Source organism: Roseobacter sp. FCG-D35 (assembly GCF_033436665.1).
Taxonomy (GTDB): Bacteria; Pseudomonadota; Alphaproteobacteria; order Rhodobacterales; family Rhodobacteraceae; genus JAWQFO01.
Genome location: NZ_JAWQFO010000002.1, coordinates 744,128 through 759,887, shown reverse-complemented (window position 1 = coordinate 759,887; position 15,760 = coordinate 744,128). Strand labels below are relative to the sequence as shown.

The following is a 15,760-nucleotide window of genomic DNA, read 5'->3' as shown; positions in this document are numbered from 1 at the left end:
GATGACGGCCATGGGAACCCCCGGCGTGACGCGTCTTCTCCGTTCTGGGGACGCATCCACCTGTGTCCGCCCGTCATGAATTGCATGACAGAATCCCGGAAATCTTCCGGGTCGAAGGTACGATTCCGGATTTTTTGCGCGCGGCCCGGAAATCCAGAATCCCGAAGCGCCCATGGAAGACTGGAACAGCGGGTTCCCTTTTCTGTGGCTTTCGGCGCTGCCGCCACTCCACCGCGGCGCCTGACACTGGAGGCGTGCAAGGAGAACGCATGAGGATCGCTATCACCGGTGCAACCGGATTCGTCGGTGCTGCCGCTGCGCGCTGTGCCGTGGAACGCGGCCACGCACTGGTCCGCATCCTTCGTCCGGGCTCGCCGCATCATGGACCTGCGGACGTAACCGCCGATCTGGCCGATACCGATCTCCTTTCCGAAATCGCCCGCGAGGTTGACACGGTCATCCACTGTGCCGCGAGTGAAAATCCTGCCTTCCTTGCGCTGTCGAAAGCGGCAAGCGAGGCCCTGATCCGAGGTCTGCCCAAGGGTGGCCGGTTCGCGATGCAGGGCGGCAGCATGGTCTTCGGTGACACCGGCTATGAACCTTTGGCGTCCCCGCAGTTCCGTCCGCCAGAACTGCTGGAGGACCGGGCCGAATTCGAGCGCGAGATCCTGAACGCCGCCCGCGCCGACATCTCGACCCGCATCGTCTACGGCTCGTTCATCTATGGCGGCGAAGGTGCCGCAATACCCGCGGCAATCATCCACGCCGCAATGGAGCGCGAAGCCGCCCTCTTTTTCGGGCGCGGCGATCAGGTCTGGTCGAGCGCCCATGTCTCCGATTTCGGAGCGCTTCTGGTGGACGCTGTCGAGCATGAGATGCGCGAGAACGTCTGCCTCTTCGCCGCGGGCCGGGCCATCCAGATGAAACCTGTGGCCGATATCCTGGGACAGGTGCTCGGCGTGCCGTCGCGGCCGGTCTGTTCGGAGGCGGAAGCGCGGCTGTTCGGACCGTTCGCAGGTGCGCTGACGATCAATCAGCACTTCTCCTCGGAAACCGCCCGGGAACGGTTTCGGTGGTGTCCCGAGATATCCGACGATGGTGCTGCGATTGTACGGGGACTTACCCGGCAGGCGTCACGCACTATGTTATAGAAAGTCGCTCACGCGACGGACGTCTCACCATTGGTCAATTGTTGGAACAACTACTAATGGATCAAGGAGAAAGGAGGAAGATTAATGACGAGCCTGGATCAGAATGCTGACAGACAGTTTTCCTCCTTTGCCGAGTTCTGGGCGGACGGCGAATGGGCGCCGTTCGTGGAAACGCTGCATCCGGGCAAGAACAGTCCCCACACCCTCGCAGTCTTCGAACAGCCTGCAGGCGCATTCCCCGATCCGCCCATGCCGGAATTCCAGATCCAGCTCGTCGTCAGGGGCGATGCCTCGGCACGGATGGAACTGGGAGGTTCGCCTTTCGACACGAACCTCTCGCCGGGTGGGATTTATCTCGCGCCAGCCGATGCGTCCTGCCAGTATGAGATTGACGGTCCACACAGGGTTCTCGCCTTGGCAGTCAACCAAAAAGCTACGGATCGCTTTCGCGACCAGGCGGAGTTTAAGTTACCAAGCGACTTCGGCAGACTTCACGAGCAGAAATTTCACGATNTCGAGTTGCCCAGCGATTTCGGCAGGCTGCACGAGCAAACCTTTCACGACCCGATCGTGGAAACCTTGATGCTGCGCATGCTAGAACAGGCGATGATGGATCATCCCGTGTCCGACCTGTTCCTCGACCAGGCGACGAACACAATCCTCACGAGCCTGCTTTGCCGCAGCGGCATGATGGTCCCCGATGGTGAGGCCCCGCATCCGCTGTCGGACCAGGACATCGCCAAGGTTGCGCGCATCATCGATGAACGTCTCGAAGACAATCTCAACATCGCCGATCTGGCGCGGGCCACTTCGCTCTCAGACTGGCATTTCGCGCGTGCCTTCAAGCAGTCAACCGGCCTCAGCCCCCATCAATATGTTCTGCGCCGACGGATCATCCGGGCGAAGGACCTGCTGAGGGACAAGGCGATGCCGCTCGCCGAAGTCGCCATCGCTGCCGGGTTCTCATCCCAGAGCCACATGACCGACGTTTTCCGCGAGAAGGTCGGAACGACGCCCGGCAAGTTCAGGGCCCAGATCAAAGCGTGATCCTGCTCATCAACCCGTTCCGGGTCTTCAAGGGCAAGGAGACCGAGTTCCTCGATCTCTGGGACCAAACCGGCAACATCTTCCGCCGTTCCGAGGGCTATATCTCCGCGCGGCTCTGCAAGGCATCGCAGGAGCAGCCTTCCGGCCAGACCGCGCCATTCACACACATCAACGTCGCCGAATGGGAAAGCGCCGAACTCTACGCCGAGGCGCTCGCGAACCCGGACCTCCGCAGGCTGGCGGGCGCCTACGCCAAGGTCTGCACCTTCGATCCCGCGCTCTACGAGATCGTGCGGGATCAACCGCCTCTCTGAAACCTCTCCGCCGCGCAAGAATTCCGAACGGAAATGGCGCCTGGAATACCGCACCCGGACCAATCGTTAGGGTTTCGATAGACTTGGCGATTTGCGAGGTGCCGGATGTCCGGACGGTTGATGAAGGATCACGATCTCTCGCCCGAGCGGATGATCGAAATCCTTGAGCAGGAAGTGATCGCCGCGGGCGATGACGACGCCAAGCGTGAGCTTGTTGATCGAACCCGCCGCCGGTTCCTTGGGGCGGCCGCTCTGGGTGCTGCCGGCATGGCTGGCCTGGCTGGGGCGCGCCCGGCCGCCGCGCAAAACGCATCAGCCGGTCCTTCGAAGCCGCGGATCATGGTCGTCTACACGACCGACACGAACACCACCCGCCGCGTCGCGGAGCGGGTCATCGCCGGCGTGAATTCGGTCGGCATTGCCGATCCGCGTCTGCTGGTGACGGGCCGGGAGGTCAGCCGCGAGGACATGCTCGCCTGTGACGGCCTCATCATGGGCACGCCCGTACGTCATCGCACCATGCACCACCGCGTCAAGGTCTTCGTGGAGGACGTGCTCGAGCAGCTCTGGCTCGACGACGCCATGGTCGGCATGGTCGGCGGTACATTTTCGGTTGGCGGCGGGCATGGCGATGCCGGTGCGGGCGCGGAACTCTGCCAGCTTTCCATGTCGGCTGCGATGGCAGCCAATGGAATGATCCTCGTCACCCTCCCGAAATCGACGCCCGGCGGCGATCATGCCTGCCTGCATTGGGGCCCGGCCGTGCGCACGGGCGGGCCGAAGATGGAGGCGATCTGGCCCACCGCTTCGGCGCTCGACTGCGCCTATCACCACGGCGCCAACGTCGCGCGCGTCACAGCCGCGATCAAGGCGGCCGACGCGCCGCTCTTCGCGTCCGGCAACGTTTCGCCAAGCCCTGAATTGCTCGCTGCTTTCCGGTCCGGTGCCAGCACAATGGAGACGGCCGAGAGCGTGCCGGCTCCTGACGCCAACCCCGCCTATCGCCGCGAGACCGACGCAGATTTCCCGTCTGGCGACGGCTTCAGGCTCAAGTCCGAACAATAGGGAAAGCACCTCCATGAAGAATCTTTTTACCCCCGAAAACGCCGCCATGCTGCTGATCGACCATCAGGTCGGCACGTCCAAGCTCGCCCGGAACATCGACCCCGCACACCTTCTGGCCAACGTCCGCGCGCTGGCGCGCACCGCCGTTGCGTCCGGCATGCCGCTTGTGCTGACCACGTCGCAGGAAGACCACTTCCAGGGTCCGCTCTACGACGACCTCGCCGAGATCGCGCCAGAGGCCCACGAGGCCCGGATCAAGCGGCCCGGCGTCGTGGACGCCTGGACCTATGGGCCTTTCAAGTCGGCTGTCGAGGCGACAGGGCGCAAGAAGCTGATCATGGCCGGACTGACCAACGATGTCTGCACCGTGTATCCGGCGATCAGCGCGCTGGAGGACGGATACGATGTTCAGGTGGTTGTCGATGGCGGCGGCTCGCCGACACAGGCAGCCGACGACATCTCGGTCGAGCGGATGCGCAGCGCCGGGGTGACGATCACCTCCACCAATCAGGTGATGGCCGAACTTGCGACCGACTGGGCGAGCCCGACCGGACAGGCCATCCAGGGCATCATGTACGAGGAAATCCTGAAGCCCCTCGTCGAGGGGTGAGCGGACGGCCGGCTCCCAGCGGCCCTTGGCACCCTCTGGGCACACACCCCCCAACCTTCCTCAAACGGAGACTGACAATGACCGATAAGCGATTGGACCCCTTCCACGAGCCCCTTCGGGTCGAGAACGCAGCGATGTTGCTGATCGACCATCAGGAGGGCTTCCTACCCGGCATCAAGTCCATCGACAGCGACGAGCTGCGCAACAATATCATCGCGCTCGCCAAGATCGCCTCGCGGACAAAAATGCCCACGGTCCTCACATCGAGTTTCGCCCAAGGCATCAACGGCGAGATCCTGCCTGAAGTGGTCGCCGAGTTCCCCGACCTGCCGATCATCAACCGCCACCTCGTCAATTGCTGGGAAGACCCGACCTATGTCGCCGCCGTCAAGGCGACGGGGCGCAAGAAGCTCATCATGTCGGCGCTGACGACCGACGTCTGCCTGGTCTTCCCCGCGGTGCAGGCCGCTAAGGAAGGATTCGAGGTCTACTGCGTGCTCGATGCGTCGGGCGCCTGGTCGAAACGGGCCGAGGATGCGTGCGTCATGCGGATGAACAATGCCGGCTGCGTGATGACCACCTGGGTGTCAGTCGGTGCGGAGCTGCTCCTCGATCACAACGGTCCGAACAAGGAGCCGATCCAGAGCGTCTTCAACGAGCATCTCTTCGGCTACGGAGCCGAGGATGCATCGGGCATGGCGCGCAAGACCGCATGACGCCTCCGACCACTGATGACCTGGATGGAGCGACGACAGGCACCGGACCGGTTCTCCCCGCTGACCGGGCAAGGCTGGCCATCGGTGGCATCACGTAGGGCGATATGCTGAAAACCCCTCGCAGAGGGGTAAGCCGCGATGCCGGGTTCCCCCAACTCTGCATCGATGCGCGCGAGAAGGCCCGTTGCGGCGCCATGCCCCTTGGCCCGAACCTCCCCGGCGGGTCTTCTCAACTAAACGGATGAAGAAATAAAGCGGCTGACATTGGCGGCGCGATGAAGTTAAAACTCTTCTCTGCGACGTGCCTTCATTTCATCAGTTTTCACCGCTAAGGCCATTTTCGGCTTACTGCTGATCGCACAAAGGTCGAAGCAGCTTGCCCGCGCTTGCCGCACATGTCGCGCGCCCGTTAACGCCATATCTCGATCTCGTCCAGCACAGCGTTATTAATTCGGCTGAGCAAATCAGAAGACGCCTCCAATCGGTAGAGATTTTCGAGCAGCTTCAGCCGCCACACCTTTGACGGCGTCAGTCCCCCATGTTTTTTGCGCCAGCTGAAATAGATCTGCTGAGGACTGCCTGCCTTCTGGCACACACGCTCAACACCATGCACATCTTCAGCCTGCCTCAGATTGAAAGCAATCTGCCGCAGATCTGGACGACGGCTGTGCGGCCGTGGTTCCATCGACAAAGGTAAACGACTTCAAAATGTAAGAACCGCGATGCAGCTGCTGCCAGGTTCAGGTTGACACCCTTCACAATTTTTTCGGAATCCGCGGGATGGTACAGAATACTGGCCATCCGGCACATGATAGTGCTCGACAAGGGCCTCCGATAATCGACTGCAAAGTGCCCTTTGTGTTTCTGCAACGTGCTTTGCCATTCTAACCCAGGGAACATCCAATATGACAAAAACCTCCGAGATCCTCACGAAAGACAACTGCCAGATCATCTTCATCGATCATCAGCCGCAGATGGCCTTCGGTGTGCAGTCGATCGATCGCCAGACGCTCAAGAACAATACAGTCATGCTCGCCAAGGCCGCGAAGATCTACGGCTTGCCGACGACGATCACGACGGTCGAGACCGATGCCTTCTCCGGCAATACCTATCCTGAGCTACTGGCCGTTTTTCCCGATCTCGACATCCTCGAGCGGACCTCCATGAATTCCTGGGACGACCAGAAAGTCCGCGATGCTCTGAAGGCCAGCGGTCGGCGCAAGATCATCGTCTCGGGCCTCTGGACGGAAGTCTGCAACACCATGTTCGCGCTTTCCGCGATGGAGGACGAAGGCTACGAGATCTACATGGTGGCCGACGCCTCGGGGGGCACCTCGCTTGAGGCCCACGAACGCGCCATGGAGCGGATGATCCAGGCCGGCGTACGACCCATGACCACCGTTCAGACCTTTCTCGAACTCCAGCGGGATTGGGCCAATCGTGACACCTATGACGCCATCATGGACGTCGTGAAGGAGCACGGCGGTGCCTACGGTATGGGCGTCGATTATGCCTATACATTGGTCCACAAGGCTCCCCCCCGGGTGGCTGGCGGCAAGCGGCTTGACCCTGTCCCCGCAGTTGCGGCCGCCGCGGCCGAATAGCCACCCCCTCCCTGGCCCGGCCCTGAGGGGTCGGGCCGATTTCGTCCATCACCATCGACCAGGAGACGGATCATGCCGACGTCCCGCCGAACCACCTTGAAGGGGCTCGCTGCAGGAGCGGCGGTGCTCGGTCTCCACCCTCGCAGCGCCTGGAGCAAGACCATGAGCGATACGCCAGAACTGATCTTGCACGGCGGCAAGATCACGACCCTCGACCCCGAGAACCCCGAAGCCCAGGCCATCGCCATCTCAGCCGGGCGCATCGTCGAGGCAGGGGCCGACGCGGAAATCATGCCGCTCGCCGGGTCGCGCACACGGCTTGTGGATCTCGACGGCCGTCGCGTCATTCCCGGCCTCAACGACAGCCACACGCATTTGATCCGGGGTGGCCTCAACTACAACATGGAGCTTCGGTGGGAGAACGTGCCCTCCGTCGCCGACGCGCTTCGCATGCTGAAGGACCAGGCGGACCGGACACCGGCGCCGCAGTGGGTTCGCGTGGTCGGCGGTTGGTCCGAATTCCAATTTGCCGAACGGCGCATGCCGACGCTCGAGGAAATCAATCAGGCGGCACCGGACACCCCGGTGTTCGTGTTGCATCTCTATGCCCGCGCATTGCTGAACGGGGCAGCGCTCAAGGTTCTTGGCATCACCAAAGATACGCCCAACCCGCCGGGCGGCGTCATCGAGAAGGACGCCAAGGGGCAACCCACAGGCATGCTCATCGCGAAGCCGTCGGCGGCGATCCTCTATTCCACCCTCGCCAAGGGTCCCACGCTGCCCGTCGAGGATCAGATCAATTCAACGCGCCACTACATGCGCGAGATGAACCGCCTCGGTATCACCTCTGTCATAGACGCCGGCGGCGGAGGGCAGAACTACCCCGAGGACTACGATGTCATCCAGCGGCTGCATGACGACGGTCACATGACCGTTCGCGTCGCCTACAATCTTTTCGCCCAGTCGGCGGGCGCCGAACTTTCCGATTACGAGCGCTGGATCGCGATGACCGAGCCCGGGGCCGGCTCGAACATGCTGCGCATGAACGGCGCGGGTGAGAACCTCACCTGGTCCGCGGCTGACTTCGAGAACTTCCTGGAGCCACGGCCGGACCTTGCTCCCACGATGGAAGAAGAGCTCGAGCCGATCGTCGAACTCCTGGCGCAGAACGAATGGCCGTTTCGCATCCACGCGACCTATGACGAGAGCATCGGCCGCTTCCTCTCGGTCTTCGAGCGGGTCAATGGCAAGTCGCCTTTCAGGACCCGCTTCATCATCGATCATGCGGAGACCATCACGCCACGGAACATCGAAAGGATCGGCGCTCTGGGTGGCGGGATCGCGACGCAGCATCGCATGGCGTTCCAGGGTGAATACTTCGTTGATCGGTACGGCGCGGACGCGGCCAAGGCGACGCCCCCGATCGCGACCATGCTCGACATGGGCGTTCCCGTCGGCGGCGGCACGGATGCGACCCGCGTCGCCTCCTACGATCCGTGGGTCGGGTTGCACTGGCTCACCACGGGCCAGACGATCGGCGGGCTCGCGCTCTACGACGAAGAGAACGTGCTCTCCCGCGAGGACGGGCTGAGAATATGGACGCAGGGCTCCGCCTGGTTCTCGGGGGAACAGTCCGTCAAGGGAACGCTCGCGCCCGGCATGTACGCGGATCTCGCCGTGCTGTCGGCCGACTACATGGCCGTGCCGGCGCCCGAGATCAGGCAGATCAATGCGCTCATGACGGTTGTCGATGGAAAGATCGTGTACGCGGAGGGACCCTACGGTTCGATGTCGCCGCCGCTTCCTCCGGCGCGCCCGGACTGGAGCCCGATCCTGACCGAACCGAGCCCGGCACAACGTCAGGCAGCGATGACCGAAACACATGGAGCGCCGACGTTCGCGCAGTCCTGCCATGACGGGTGCGCAAACGCCTGCGGCCTGCACGGGCATGACCACGGGATTGCCTGGAAGAACCCACTGCCGGTATCGGATCTGAAGTCGTTCTGGGGGGCGTTGGGCTGCTCCTGCTTCGCGGTCTGAAGATGTCGATTGATGTCGAAATCAGCCTCGAAGAGTCGGACAGCAAAGGTCGCTATGTCGCGCGCGTCGAAGGAACATCCGGTGTCGCCGAACTGACCTTCTCCCGTGCGTCGGACCGGCTCGTCATCGTGGATCATACCAAAGTGCCCGACAGCCTGCGGGGCATGGGCGTCGGCGCCGCGCTCGCGGCCCGTGTCGTAGCCGACGCCAGAGAGAACGACTTTAAGATCGTGCCTTTGTGTCCGTTCTTCAGAGCGCAGGCGGGCCGTCATCCCGAGTGGGCCGACCGCCTGGCGCAATGACGAGATCAGGCGAAAGAGATCGAGCATAGCGCCATGAGCACGACAACAACTCCACCGGAGACGACGACCGCACCAGGACCCTGGTCGCCATTTCGCCATGCGCCGTTTTCCGTCCTCTGGATCGCGACGGTCATCTCCAACGTGGGCACCTGGATGAACGACGTCGGCGCAGGCTGGCTAATGACCGAACTGTCTCCTTCCCCCTTCATCGTCGCCGCCGTTCAGGCGGCCACGACGCTGCCGATCTTTCTGTTCGCGCTGCTGGCGGGCGCGATCGCGGACATCGTCGACCGTCGCCGGATGCTCCTGGTGGTGAACGTCATGCTGTGCATACTTGCGACCGGCGTCTCCTTCGTGGTTGCCATCGGTGCGATAACGCCCGCGCTTCTGCTTGTCTTCACCTTCCTTTTCGGCACCGGTGCGGCGTTCATGGCGCCGGCCTGGCAGGCGGTCGTGCCAAAGCTCGTGCCGCGCCCCGAACTGCCATCCGCCATCGCGCTGAACTCGCTCGGCGTGAACATCAGTCGCGCCATCGGCCCGGCGCTCGCCGGATTCCTGATCGTCGGCTTGGGCATATGGTCACCCTTCGCGCTCAACGCGGCCAGCATCCTTGTGATCATCGCGGCGCTGCTCTGGTGGCGTCCTCCAGGTGACGGCGAACGCCGACTGCCGCCGGAACATGTGACCGGCGCCATTCGCGCGGGTCTGCGCTACGCGATCAACAGCGCGCCCCTGAAAGCGACGCTGATCCGGGCGGGCGCCTTTTTCCTCTTCGCCAGCGCGTATTGGGCGATGCTCCCGCTCATCGCGAAGGATGTGCTCCAGGGCGGCCCGTCTCTCTACGGCGTGCTGCTGGCCTCGGTCGGAGCCGGTGCTGTCGGCGGGGCCATTGTCCTGCCGAAGATAAGAAAGAAACTGGGTCCCAACCGGACGGTGGCGGCAGGCACGATCGGGACCGCTCTTGTCCTGGTGGCCTTCGCCCTGGTCCCGGATCAGGCCGTCGCTGCCATCGCCTCCGCCGTTGCGGGTTTCAGCTGGATCGCGGTCCTTTCAAGCATGAACGTCTCGGCGCAGACGGCACTACCGGACTGGGTCCGCGCGCGGGGGCTCTCGGTTTTCCTGACCGTTTTCTTCGGCTCGATGTCCATCGGCGCATTGATCTGGGGTCAAGTCGCGAGCATTGCCGGCATCCCGACCGCTTTGCTGATCGCCGCGACGGGTATCATCATCATGATCCCTCTCAGCTGCCGCGCCAAGCTCAGCCAGGGAGAGTCACTCGACTTGACCCCGTCCGGGCACTGGTCCGCCCCGATCGTTAACATAGACGCGCCTACCGATCGTGGCCCGGTGATGCTGCAGATCGCCTACGAAATCGCGGCGGAAGACGAGGCCGCCTTTCAGGCAGCGATGGACCGGCTCGCGCACGCGCGCAAGCGCAACGGCGGCTATGGCTGGACGATCCTGCAGGACACGGAGGAGCCACGCCGCTTTGTCGAGACCTGGTTCGAAGCCTCGTGGACCGATCACCTCCGCCATCACGAGCGCGTCTCGGAAGAGGACCGCGCCATCCAGGACGAAGTGCACGCCCTGCATCGCGGGTCCGAGACACCTCGCGCCAGGCATTTCCTCCAACCTTCGAAGAAGGAAGCTGACACATGAAAACCATACTCGGCCTCGCCCTCGCGCTCGTCATCGGCATTGCCTGCCGTCTCGCTGTGATTCCCTTACCGGCGCCACCCGTCCTGATCGGCGCTCTCCTCGTTCTGGCAATGACGCTCGGCTACACACTGACCGACCGGTTCGCGAGCCACAGGAAGGCCACCACGAAGCCGCTTTGCGGCGGCCCGACCGGGGAGACATCGCAATGACCTCCGCACTCATAGGCATCGTTCTCGGCTTCCTCATTGGCGCCGGCTGCCGATGGTTCGATCTGCCACTTCCGGCACCACCAAAGATCGTGGGTGCCCTTCTGGTCGTCTTCATGACGCTCGGTTTCATCGGCACGGACTACGTCCTGATCGGGATGGCATCGTGATGCAACTCCGGGGCCTGAGCCAAAGTCCGCACGCCGTTCCGGTCGCGATCCGACTGAGCTTTTCGGCTGTGTTTCTCTACAGCGCCGCCACGAAGTTGATCGGATTCGACGCAGCCGTCACGGAAATGGCGGGTCTGGGACTGCCATTTCCGTCTCTTGCCGCCGCGGGGACGATAATTGTGCAACTCGTCGGCGGTCTGGCGGTCGCAGCCGGCTTGTTTGTCTTTCCGGCCGCTATCGCGCTCGCGGTGTTCACGTTCGCGGCCACCCTGATCGGGCATCCATTCTGGACATTTGACGGCCCGGAATTCACCCGCCAGCTCACCACCACGCTCGAGCACGTCGCCATCATGGGCGGTCTCGTCCTGCTTGCCTATGACCACACCGCACGTCGACGTCAGGTACGGACCTGAATGGTAGCCACACATGGATTTGCACCGCTTCCTTTTCTCTGCATCTCTCCTCGCGTCTGCCCTGGCGCCGTCGCTGGCGACCGCCCAGGAGGGCTGCGCACTCGGGTTCGAGAAGCTGCGTTTCGACGACGACACCGATTGCTTCAGAACCCAGGAGGATCTCACTGGCTTTGACGCTTTAAAGGACATCGAGATCGCGCCGGATGTTGTCCTGAGTATCGGCGGCGAGTTGCGCGAACGTTACGAGTACACGCGAAACCCAGCGTTCAGCGCTGACCCGCAGGACGAGAACGGAGTTTGGCTTCAGCGGTTCACACTTCACGGCGACCTAAAAGTCGGTGAGCACATCCGTCTCTTTGGCCAGCTTTTCAGCGCGTTCGAGGAAGGCCGGGCCGGAGGGGCAAGCCCTGTCGATCGGAATGACCTGACCGTCCAGAACGCATTCGTCGATGTTCGCGGGCCCATCGCTGGCGGACACGCCAATCTCCGGTTCGGGCGCCAGGAGCTTCAGTTCGGTTCGGGCCGTTTCATAGATGTCCGCGAAGGACCCAATGTCCGACGGACGTTCGACGCCGTTCGCCCTTCATTCCAAGTCGACGACTGGAGAATAGACGGACTTTGGGCCCGCCCCCGAATTACGGAACCGGGGATCTTTGACGACAGGCAGAACGACGATCAGGAGTTGTGGGCGCTTTATGCCACCAAAGACAACGCATTCGTCGCGGATGGGACCCTCGATCTCTACTATCTGGGATTTCGAAACGACGGAGCCTCATTCGCGCAGGGCACTGCGGACGAAGAAAGGCATACGCTCGGGATACGGCACGCCGGGACGTCGGGTCCCTGGGACTGGAACTGGGAAGCGGCCTATCAGTTCGGCTCCTTTGGTGACGGCGATATCAACGCCTGGACGCTCGCGACCGACACCGGTTACACGTTCGAACAGGCCGCGTGGAGACCGCGGCTCGGGTTGGGCGCCAATATCGCCAGCGGCGACAGCGACTCCGGCGACAACGATCTCGGCACCTTCAATCCCATCTTTCCGCGCGGGAACTACTTTTCCGAGGCCGCCGTCCTCGGCCCCCGGAATTTCTACAACCTGCACGCTTTCCTGACGGTCACACCGACTGACCGGCTGACGCTTCAGACCGACTACAATATGTTCTGGCGGCTCGAAGAGGAAGACGGCGTGTATTCTCCGGCAGGGAACCTGATTGTCCCTTCAGGGGGAGAAGACAGGTTCGTTGCCTCGGCTCTGTCCTTCACAGCCGAATACGCGCTGACGGAGCGGGTCGCCCTCGCCGGGATCTACACTCGCGTGTTTGCGGGTGACGTGATCGACGCGACGGCGAACTCGGAAGACATCGACTTCGTCGAACTGACGTTCTCGTTTCGCTTCTAGTTTCGGGAGGTCGCCGGAATGCTCCGCCTCAAGAGCAGTTCAGATCGATACGGGCCAATCGAAAGATTATTGCACTGCGTCGTCGCCTTCATCGTGATCTTTCTTCTGCTGACGGGCCTTTTTGCCGACGTCCTCCCGCGAGGAGCCTTGCGGGCACAGCTTTACGACATTCACCGCGGATTGGGCGTCCTGGCGATCCCGGTCTTCGCAGCACGCCTGGTCTGGCGCGCGATCGACACGCTTCCCGATCCCGCAGGCAATCTTTCGCGCTTGGAGCGTCGCCTGTCGAACATCGTCCACGCCGCCCTGCTTGCGCTGGTGGTGATCCAGCCGGTGACTGGGATCGCCATGTACACGTTGGAAGGAGAGGCGATCGCTGTCTTCATGCTGTTCTCGGTCCCGGAAGCCTCGATCAGGGCGCCCGATGCAGCAGCGCTTTTAAGATGGATCCACGAGACTGGCGCAATCGCGCTCTACGTCGTGCTCGCTCTTCACGTAGGCGGGGCGCTCAAACACCTCCTGGTGAAACGGGATGGGGTGTTCGCGCGGATGTGGGGAACGCCGCGGACTGAAACCGAAGGTTCGAGGCGACAGGCACACGAGCTCGGCAGAACAACGACGCTCAAATCATGAGCTTCAGACACTACTCAAATCTCACCCCAATTCGGAGGAACTTTCTATGAAATACGCTCTCATTGGCCTTGCTGCGGTTGCGCTGCTGACACTGCTGCCGACGCACTCCGGAGCTCAGAACGCAGACAGGAATATCACGCTTGGGCAAGTCAATCTCAGCTTCTATGCCGTCGTCGGCGGGGTCGTTCAGGAGATCCTCGAGCGCCGCGGATATGAGGTCGACGTTGTCGAAGGCTCTCATGCCGAAATCTTCCCGAAGCTTGCGGCGGGAGAGGTCGACATCTTCGCTGCGGCCTGGCTTCCGGCGGGGCACGCGGCGCTCTATGCTCCCGCAGAGCCGGTCACCTTCCAGATCGCGCCGCTCTACGACGACGCGTCGTTCTTCTGGGTCGTGCCGGACTACGTGCCCGTGGCCGACGTCCAGAGCCTGTCTGATCTGACGAAGACTCACGTGCGCGACCGGATGCCGCAGCGGATCGTCAGTCTGCCGGAGGCGACAGGATTGACCGCCGTCGGCCGCGAGATCATGCGCGACTACGGCCTCGGCGACGCGGGCTATACGCTGGACGCCGCGCCGCCTGCCGAATGGATCGGCGCGTTTCAGGCAGCCATCGCGAATGAGGACTGGGTCGTTTTCCCGCTCTGGGCGCCGCAATGGGTCAACGCGGCCCACGACGTACGTGTCCTTGATGATCCGCTCGGCTCCTACGGCGCACCCGACAAGGCGTGGCTCCTGGGTCACGAAACCCTGCGAGGCATCGTCGACGAAGGGACGATGACGGTGCTTTCGGCGATCCGGCTGTCCGTCGATGACGTCACTGAAATGGACCGCCGCGTGAACGAGGACGGTGCGACGCCACGCGAGGCTGCGGAAAGCTGGATGGCGGATAATTCGGCGACAGTCGAGGATTGGCTCGCCGCAGCGCGGTGATCGATTTCGACGAAGAAACAGCGATCAGTCGGCGACGGCAGGATGACCGACGTCGACCTCTCGCCAAATCATTGATTAGGAGGAAAAAATGAGAATTTGACCTTCTCCCCGCTATCCGGGCCGTTGCGGGCTGGGATTTTCCACCTTTGAATGGACGAAGGAGGATGTCCCATGAAGCGCAGCCGGTTCAGCGATGAGCAGATCATCGCGGTCCTGAAGGAGAACGAGGCAGGAGCGAAGGTCGACGAACTGTGCCGCCGGCACGGGATGTCGAGCGCGACGTTTTACGCCTGGCGGAAGAAGTTCGGCGGCATGGAGGCGTCGGATGCAAAGAAGCTCCGCGATCTCGAGGCCGAGAACGCGCGGCTGAAGCGCATCGTCGCCGATCAGATGCTCGACATGACGGCGATGAAGGAACTGCTGCAAAAACATTGGTAGGCCCATGGCGAAGCGCAAAGCCGTGGGCTTCCTGATGACCGAACTCGGCTTGAGCGAGCGGCGTAGTTGCCGGATTGTCGGTCTCGCGCGATCGGTGCAGCAGTATCGGCCGGCCGAGCGCAACGACGCGGCCATGCTGGAGAGGATGCGCGCGCTGGCGTCGGAGAACCGCCGCTACGGCTATCTCCGGCTCCACGCCATGCTCAGGCGCGAGGGTTTGGTCGTGAACCGCAAGCGCACCTGGCGGCTCTACACCGCAGAGGGTCTGCAGGTTCGCACGAAGAAGCGGCGCAAGCTGCCACGCCGGGACCGGATCGCGCCGCAGGTGCCGGAGCGGCCGATGCAGCGTTGGTCTCTCGACTTCATGAGCGACCAGCTCGCCGACTATCGCCGGTTCCGCGTGCTCAACATCGTTGACGACCACAGTCGGTTCTGCCCGGGCCAGATCGTGGACCTCTCGATCTCCGGCGCCAGGGTGGCGCGGTATCTGGACGAGCTCGGTGAGGTTTATGGCCTGCCCGAGGAGATCGTCCTCGACAACGGGCCCGAAGGCACGAGCCGAGCCATGTTCGAGTGGTCGGAGCGCGCCGGCGTGCGCCTGCGCTTCATCGAGCCGGGCAAGCCAATCCAGAACGCCTTCGTCGAGAGCCTGAACGGGAAGCTCCGAGATGAGTGCCTGAACCTGCACTGGTTCCGCTCGCTCCGCCACGCCCGCAAGGAAATCGCTGCGTGGCGAAGCCACTACAACGCCGTGCGCCCGCATTCAGCGCTCGGCTACCTGTCACCGAAGGAGTTTCTCAGTCTCACCACCGCGCCGTCGCTTGAGCCTCTTGCGGGCTCCGCGCGGGCGCTCACCGCAAACCACCAACCGGAGAATTCCAGTTCAGCGCGGCCCTGATCAAGGGAGAAGGTCAAATTGATTTGCTGTTCCCGGGAATTCGCATCTTGGCGGCAGTTATGGTCGGTGGCATGTACGCAGTCCCTGTCCCTGCCGCCGACTGTCCATTTTCTTCAGATGTGCTGGCGGGAGTGTCGCCGATCGCAACGGGGTTCGGCTTC

At 62.7% G+C, this 15,760-nt stretch carries 18 protein-coding genes; 17 read left to right on the top strand and 1 reads right to left on the bottom strand.

The window, feature by feature from the left end:
• Positions 1-62 precede the first annotated feature (62 nt).
• The 6 genes from R5H30_RS07840 (at position 63) to R5H30_RS07815 (ending at position 4,903) form a co-directional block, all read left to right on the top strand.
• On the top strand, positions 63-1,151 hold the full coding sequence (locus R5H30_RS07840; RefSeq protein ID WP_318327607.1) for an NAD-dependent epimerase/dehydratase family protein: 1,089 nt from the start codon (positions 63-65) through the stop codon (positions 1,149-1,151).
• An 84-nt stretch (positions 1,152-1,235) separates the two neighbouring features.
• Positions 1,236-2,198, top strand: a complete 963-nt coding sequence (locus R5H30_RS07835; protein ID WP_318327606.1) for a helix-turn-helix transcriptional regulator — start codon at positions 1,236-1,238, stop codon at positions 2,196-2,198.
• Complete coding sequence (locus R5H30_RS07830; protein ID WP_318327604.1) at positions 2,195-2,512, top strand: antibiotic biosynthesis monooxygenase family protein; 318 nt, start codon at positions 2,195-2,197, stop codon at positions 2,510-2,512. Before R5H30_RS07835 ends, R5H30_RS07830 begins: the two co-directional genes overlap by 4 nt.
• A 120-nt stretch (positions 2,513-2,632) precedes the next feature.
• Positions 2,633-3,577 (top strand): flavodoxin family protein, encoded by a 945-nt coding sequence (locus R5H30_RS07825; protein WP_318327602.1) that lies wholly within the window; start codon positions 2,633-2,635, stop codon positions 3,575-3,577.
• A gap of 13 nt (positions 3,578-3,590) precedes the next feature.
• Positions 3,591-4,187: an isochorismatase family protein gene (locus R5H30_RS07820; RefSeq protein ID WP_318327601.1), complete on the top strand. Its 597-nt coding sequence runs from the start codon at positions 3,591-3,593 to the stop codon at positions 4,185-4,187.
• Positions 4,188-4,264: 77 nt separating this feature from the next.
• Positions 4,265-4,903, top strand: a complete 639-nt coding sequence (locus R5H30_RS07815; protein WP_318327600.1) for an isochorismatase family protein — start codon at positions 4,265-4,267, stop codon at positions 4,901-4,903.
• 409 nt (positions 4,904-5,312) lie between these two features.
• Here the strand turns inward: R5H30_RS07815 and R5H30_RS07810 are convergent, their stop codons facing one another.
• Positions 5,313-5,588 carry a hypothetical protein gene (locus tag R5H30_RS07810; protein WP_318327598.1) on the bottom strand — a complete coding sequence of 92 codons (276 nt, stop codon included), beginning with the start codon at positions 5,586-5,588 and terminating at the stop codon, positions 5,313-5,315.
• Between the two features lie 220 nt (positions 5,589-5,808).
• Between R5H30_RS07810 and R5H30_RS07805 the strand changes: the two genes are divergently transcribed.
• From R5H30_RS07805 to R5H30_RS07755, 11 genes are all read left to right on the top strand, one after another.
• Positions 5,809-6,507 carry a hydrolase gene (locus R5H30_RS07805; RefSeq protein WP_318327596.1) on the top strand — a complete coding sequence of 233 codons (699 nt, stop codon included), beginning with the start codon at positions 5,809-5,811 and terminating at the stop codon, positions 6,505-6,507.
• A gap of 162 nt (positions 6,508-6,669) precedes the next feature.
• Positions 6,670-8,547, top strand: coding sequence for an amidohydrolase (locus R5H30_RS07800; RefSeq protein WP_318327594.1), 1,878 nt, complete (start codon positions 6,670-6,672; stop codon positions 8,545-8,547).
• 2 nt (positions 8,548-8,549) lie between these two features.
• The gene (locus R5H30_RS07795) at positions 8,550-8,849 is read left to right on the top strand and encodes a GNAT family N-acetyltransferase (RefSeq protein WP_318327592.1); all 300 of its coding nucleotides are present in this window, start codon (positions 8,550-8,552) and stop codon (positions 8,847-8,849) included.
• 33 nt (positions 8,850-8,882) lie between these two features.
• Positions 8,883-10,508, top strand: coding sequence for an MFS transporter (locus R5H30_RS07790; protein ID WP_318327589.1), 1,626 nt, complete (start codon positions 8,883-8,885; stop codon positions 10,506-10,508).
• The gene (locus tag R5H30_RS07785; RefSeq protein ID WP_318327587.1) at positions 10,505-10,717 is read left to right on the top strand and encodes a DUF1427 family protein; all 213 of its coding nucleotides are present in this window, start codon (positions 10,505-10,507) and stop codon (positions 10,715-10,717) included. Before R5H30_RS07790 ends, R5H30_RS07785 begins: the two co-directional genes overlap by 4 nt.
• Positions 10,714-10,884, top strand: a complete 171-nt coding sequence (locus R5H30_RS07780) for a DUF1427 family protein (RefSeq protein WP_318327585.1) — start codon at positions 10,714-10,716, stop codon at positions 10,882-10,884. Before R5H30_RS07785 ends, R5H30_RS07780 begins: the two co-directional genes overlap by 4 nt.
• Complete coding sequence (locus R5H30_RS07775; RefSeq protein ID WP_318327584.1) at positions 10,884-11,297, top strand: DoxX family protein; 414 nt, start codon at positions 10,884-10,886, stop codon at positions 11,295-11,297. The genes R5H30_RS07780 and R5H30_RS07775 overlap by 1 nt, the downstream gene beginning before the upstream one ends.
• Before the next feature lie 13 nt (positions 11,298-11,310).
• The gene (locus R5H30_RS07770) at positions 11,311-12,699 is read left to right on the top strand and encodes an alginate export family protein (RefSeq protein ID WP_318327582.1); all 1,389 of its coding nucleotides are present in this window, start codon (positions 11,311-11,313) and stop codon (positions 12,697-12,699) included.
• Positions 12,700-12,717: 18 nt separating this feature from the next.
• Positions 12,718-13,332 carry a cytochrome b gene (locus tag R5H30_RS07765; protein WP_318327581.1) on the top strand — a complete coding sequence of 205 codons (615 nt, stop codon included), beginning with the start codon at positions 12,718-12,720 and terminating at the stop codon, positions 13,330-13,332.
• A 46-nt stretch (positions 13,333-13,378) separates the two neighbouring features.
• Entirely contained in the window at positions 13,379-14,263 is an 885-nt protein-coding gene (locus R5H30_RS07760; protein WP_318327580.1) for a glycine betaine ABC transporter substrate-binding protein, read from the top strand.
• A gap of 171 nt (positions 14,264-14,434) precedes the next feature.
• Positions 14,435-15,599, top strand: a protein-coding gene (locus R5H30_RS07755) for an IS3 family transposase (protein ID WP_412105112.1) whose coding sequence is annotated in 2 segments (ribosomal slippage) — positions 14,435-14,688 and positions 14,687-15,599 — 1,167 coding nt in all. Because the reading frame shifts where the segments join, the coding sequence is not laid out codon by codon here.
• Positions 15,600-15,760: the final 161 nt, after the last annotated feature.

Excerpts from the sequence above, each read along its gene's own strand:
- R5H30_RS07785 (WP_318327587.1), top strand. The coding sequence starts at position 10,505 with ATGAAAACCATACTCGGCCTCGCCCTCGCGCTCGTCATCGGCATTGCC.
- R5H30_RS07800 (WP_318327594.1), top strand. The coding sequence starts at position 6,670 with ATGAGCGATACGCCAGAACTGATCTTGCACGGCGGCAAGATCACGACC.
- R5H30_RS07805 (WP_318327596.1), top strand. The coding sequence starts at position 5,809 with ATGACAAAAACCTCCGAGATCCTCACGAAAGACAACTGCCAGATCATC.
- R5H30_RS07770 (WP_318327582.1), top strand. The coding sequence starts at position 11,311 with ATGGATTTGCACCGCTTCCTTTTCTCTGCATCTCTCCTCGCGTCTGCC.
- R5H30_RS07825 (WP_318327602.1), top strand. The coding sequence starts at position 2,633 with ATGAAGGATCACGATCTCTCGCCCGAGCGGATGATCGAAATCCTTGAG.
- R5H30_RS07765 (WP_318327581.1), top strand. The coding sequence starts at position 12,718 with ATGCTCCGCCTCAAGAGCAGTTCAGATCGATACGGGCCAATCGAAAGA.
- R5H30_RS07795 (WP_318327592.1), top strand. The coding sequence starts at position 8,550 with ATGTCGATTGATGTCGAAATCAGCCTCGAAGAGTCGGACAGCAAAGGT.
- R5H30_RS07790 (WP_318327589.1), top strand. The coding sequence starts at position 8,883 with ATGAGCACGACAACAACTCCACCGGAGACGACGACCGCACCAGGACCC.
- R5H30_RS07820 (WP_318327601.1), top strand. The coding sequence starts at position 3,591 with ATGAAGAATCTTTTTACCCCCGAAAACGCCGCCATGCTGCTGATCGAC.
- R5H30_RS07815 (WP_318327600.1), top strand. The coding sequence starts at position 4,265 with ATGACCGATAAGCGATTGGACCCCTTCCACGAGCCCCTTCGGGTCGAG.
- R5H30_RS07810 (WP_318327598.1), bottom strand. The coding sequence starts at position 5,588 with ATGGAACCACGGCCGCACAGCCGTCGTCCAGATCTGCGGCAGATTGCT.
- R5H30_RS07760 (WP_318327580.1), top strand. The coding sequence starts at position 13,379 with ATGAAATACGCTCTCATTGGCCTTGCTGCGGTTGCGCTGCTGACACTG.
- R5H30_RS07775 (WP_318327584.1), top strand. The coding sequence starts at position 10,884 with ATGCAACTCCGGGGCCTGAGCCAAAGTCCGCACGCCGTTCCGGTCGCG.
- R5H30_RS07780 (WP_318327585.1), top strand. The coding sequence starts at position 10,714 with ATGACCTCCGCACTCATAGGCATCGTTCTCGGCTTCCTCATTGGCGCC.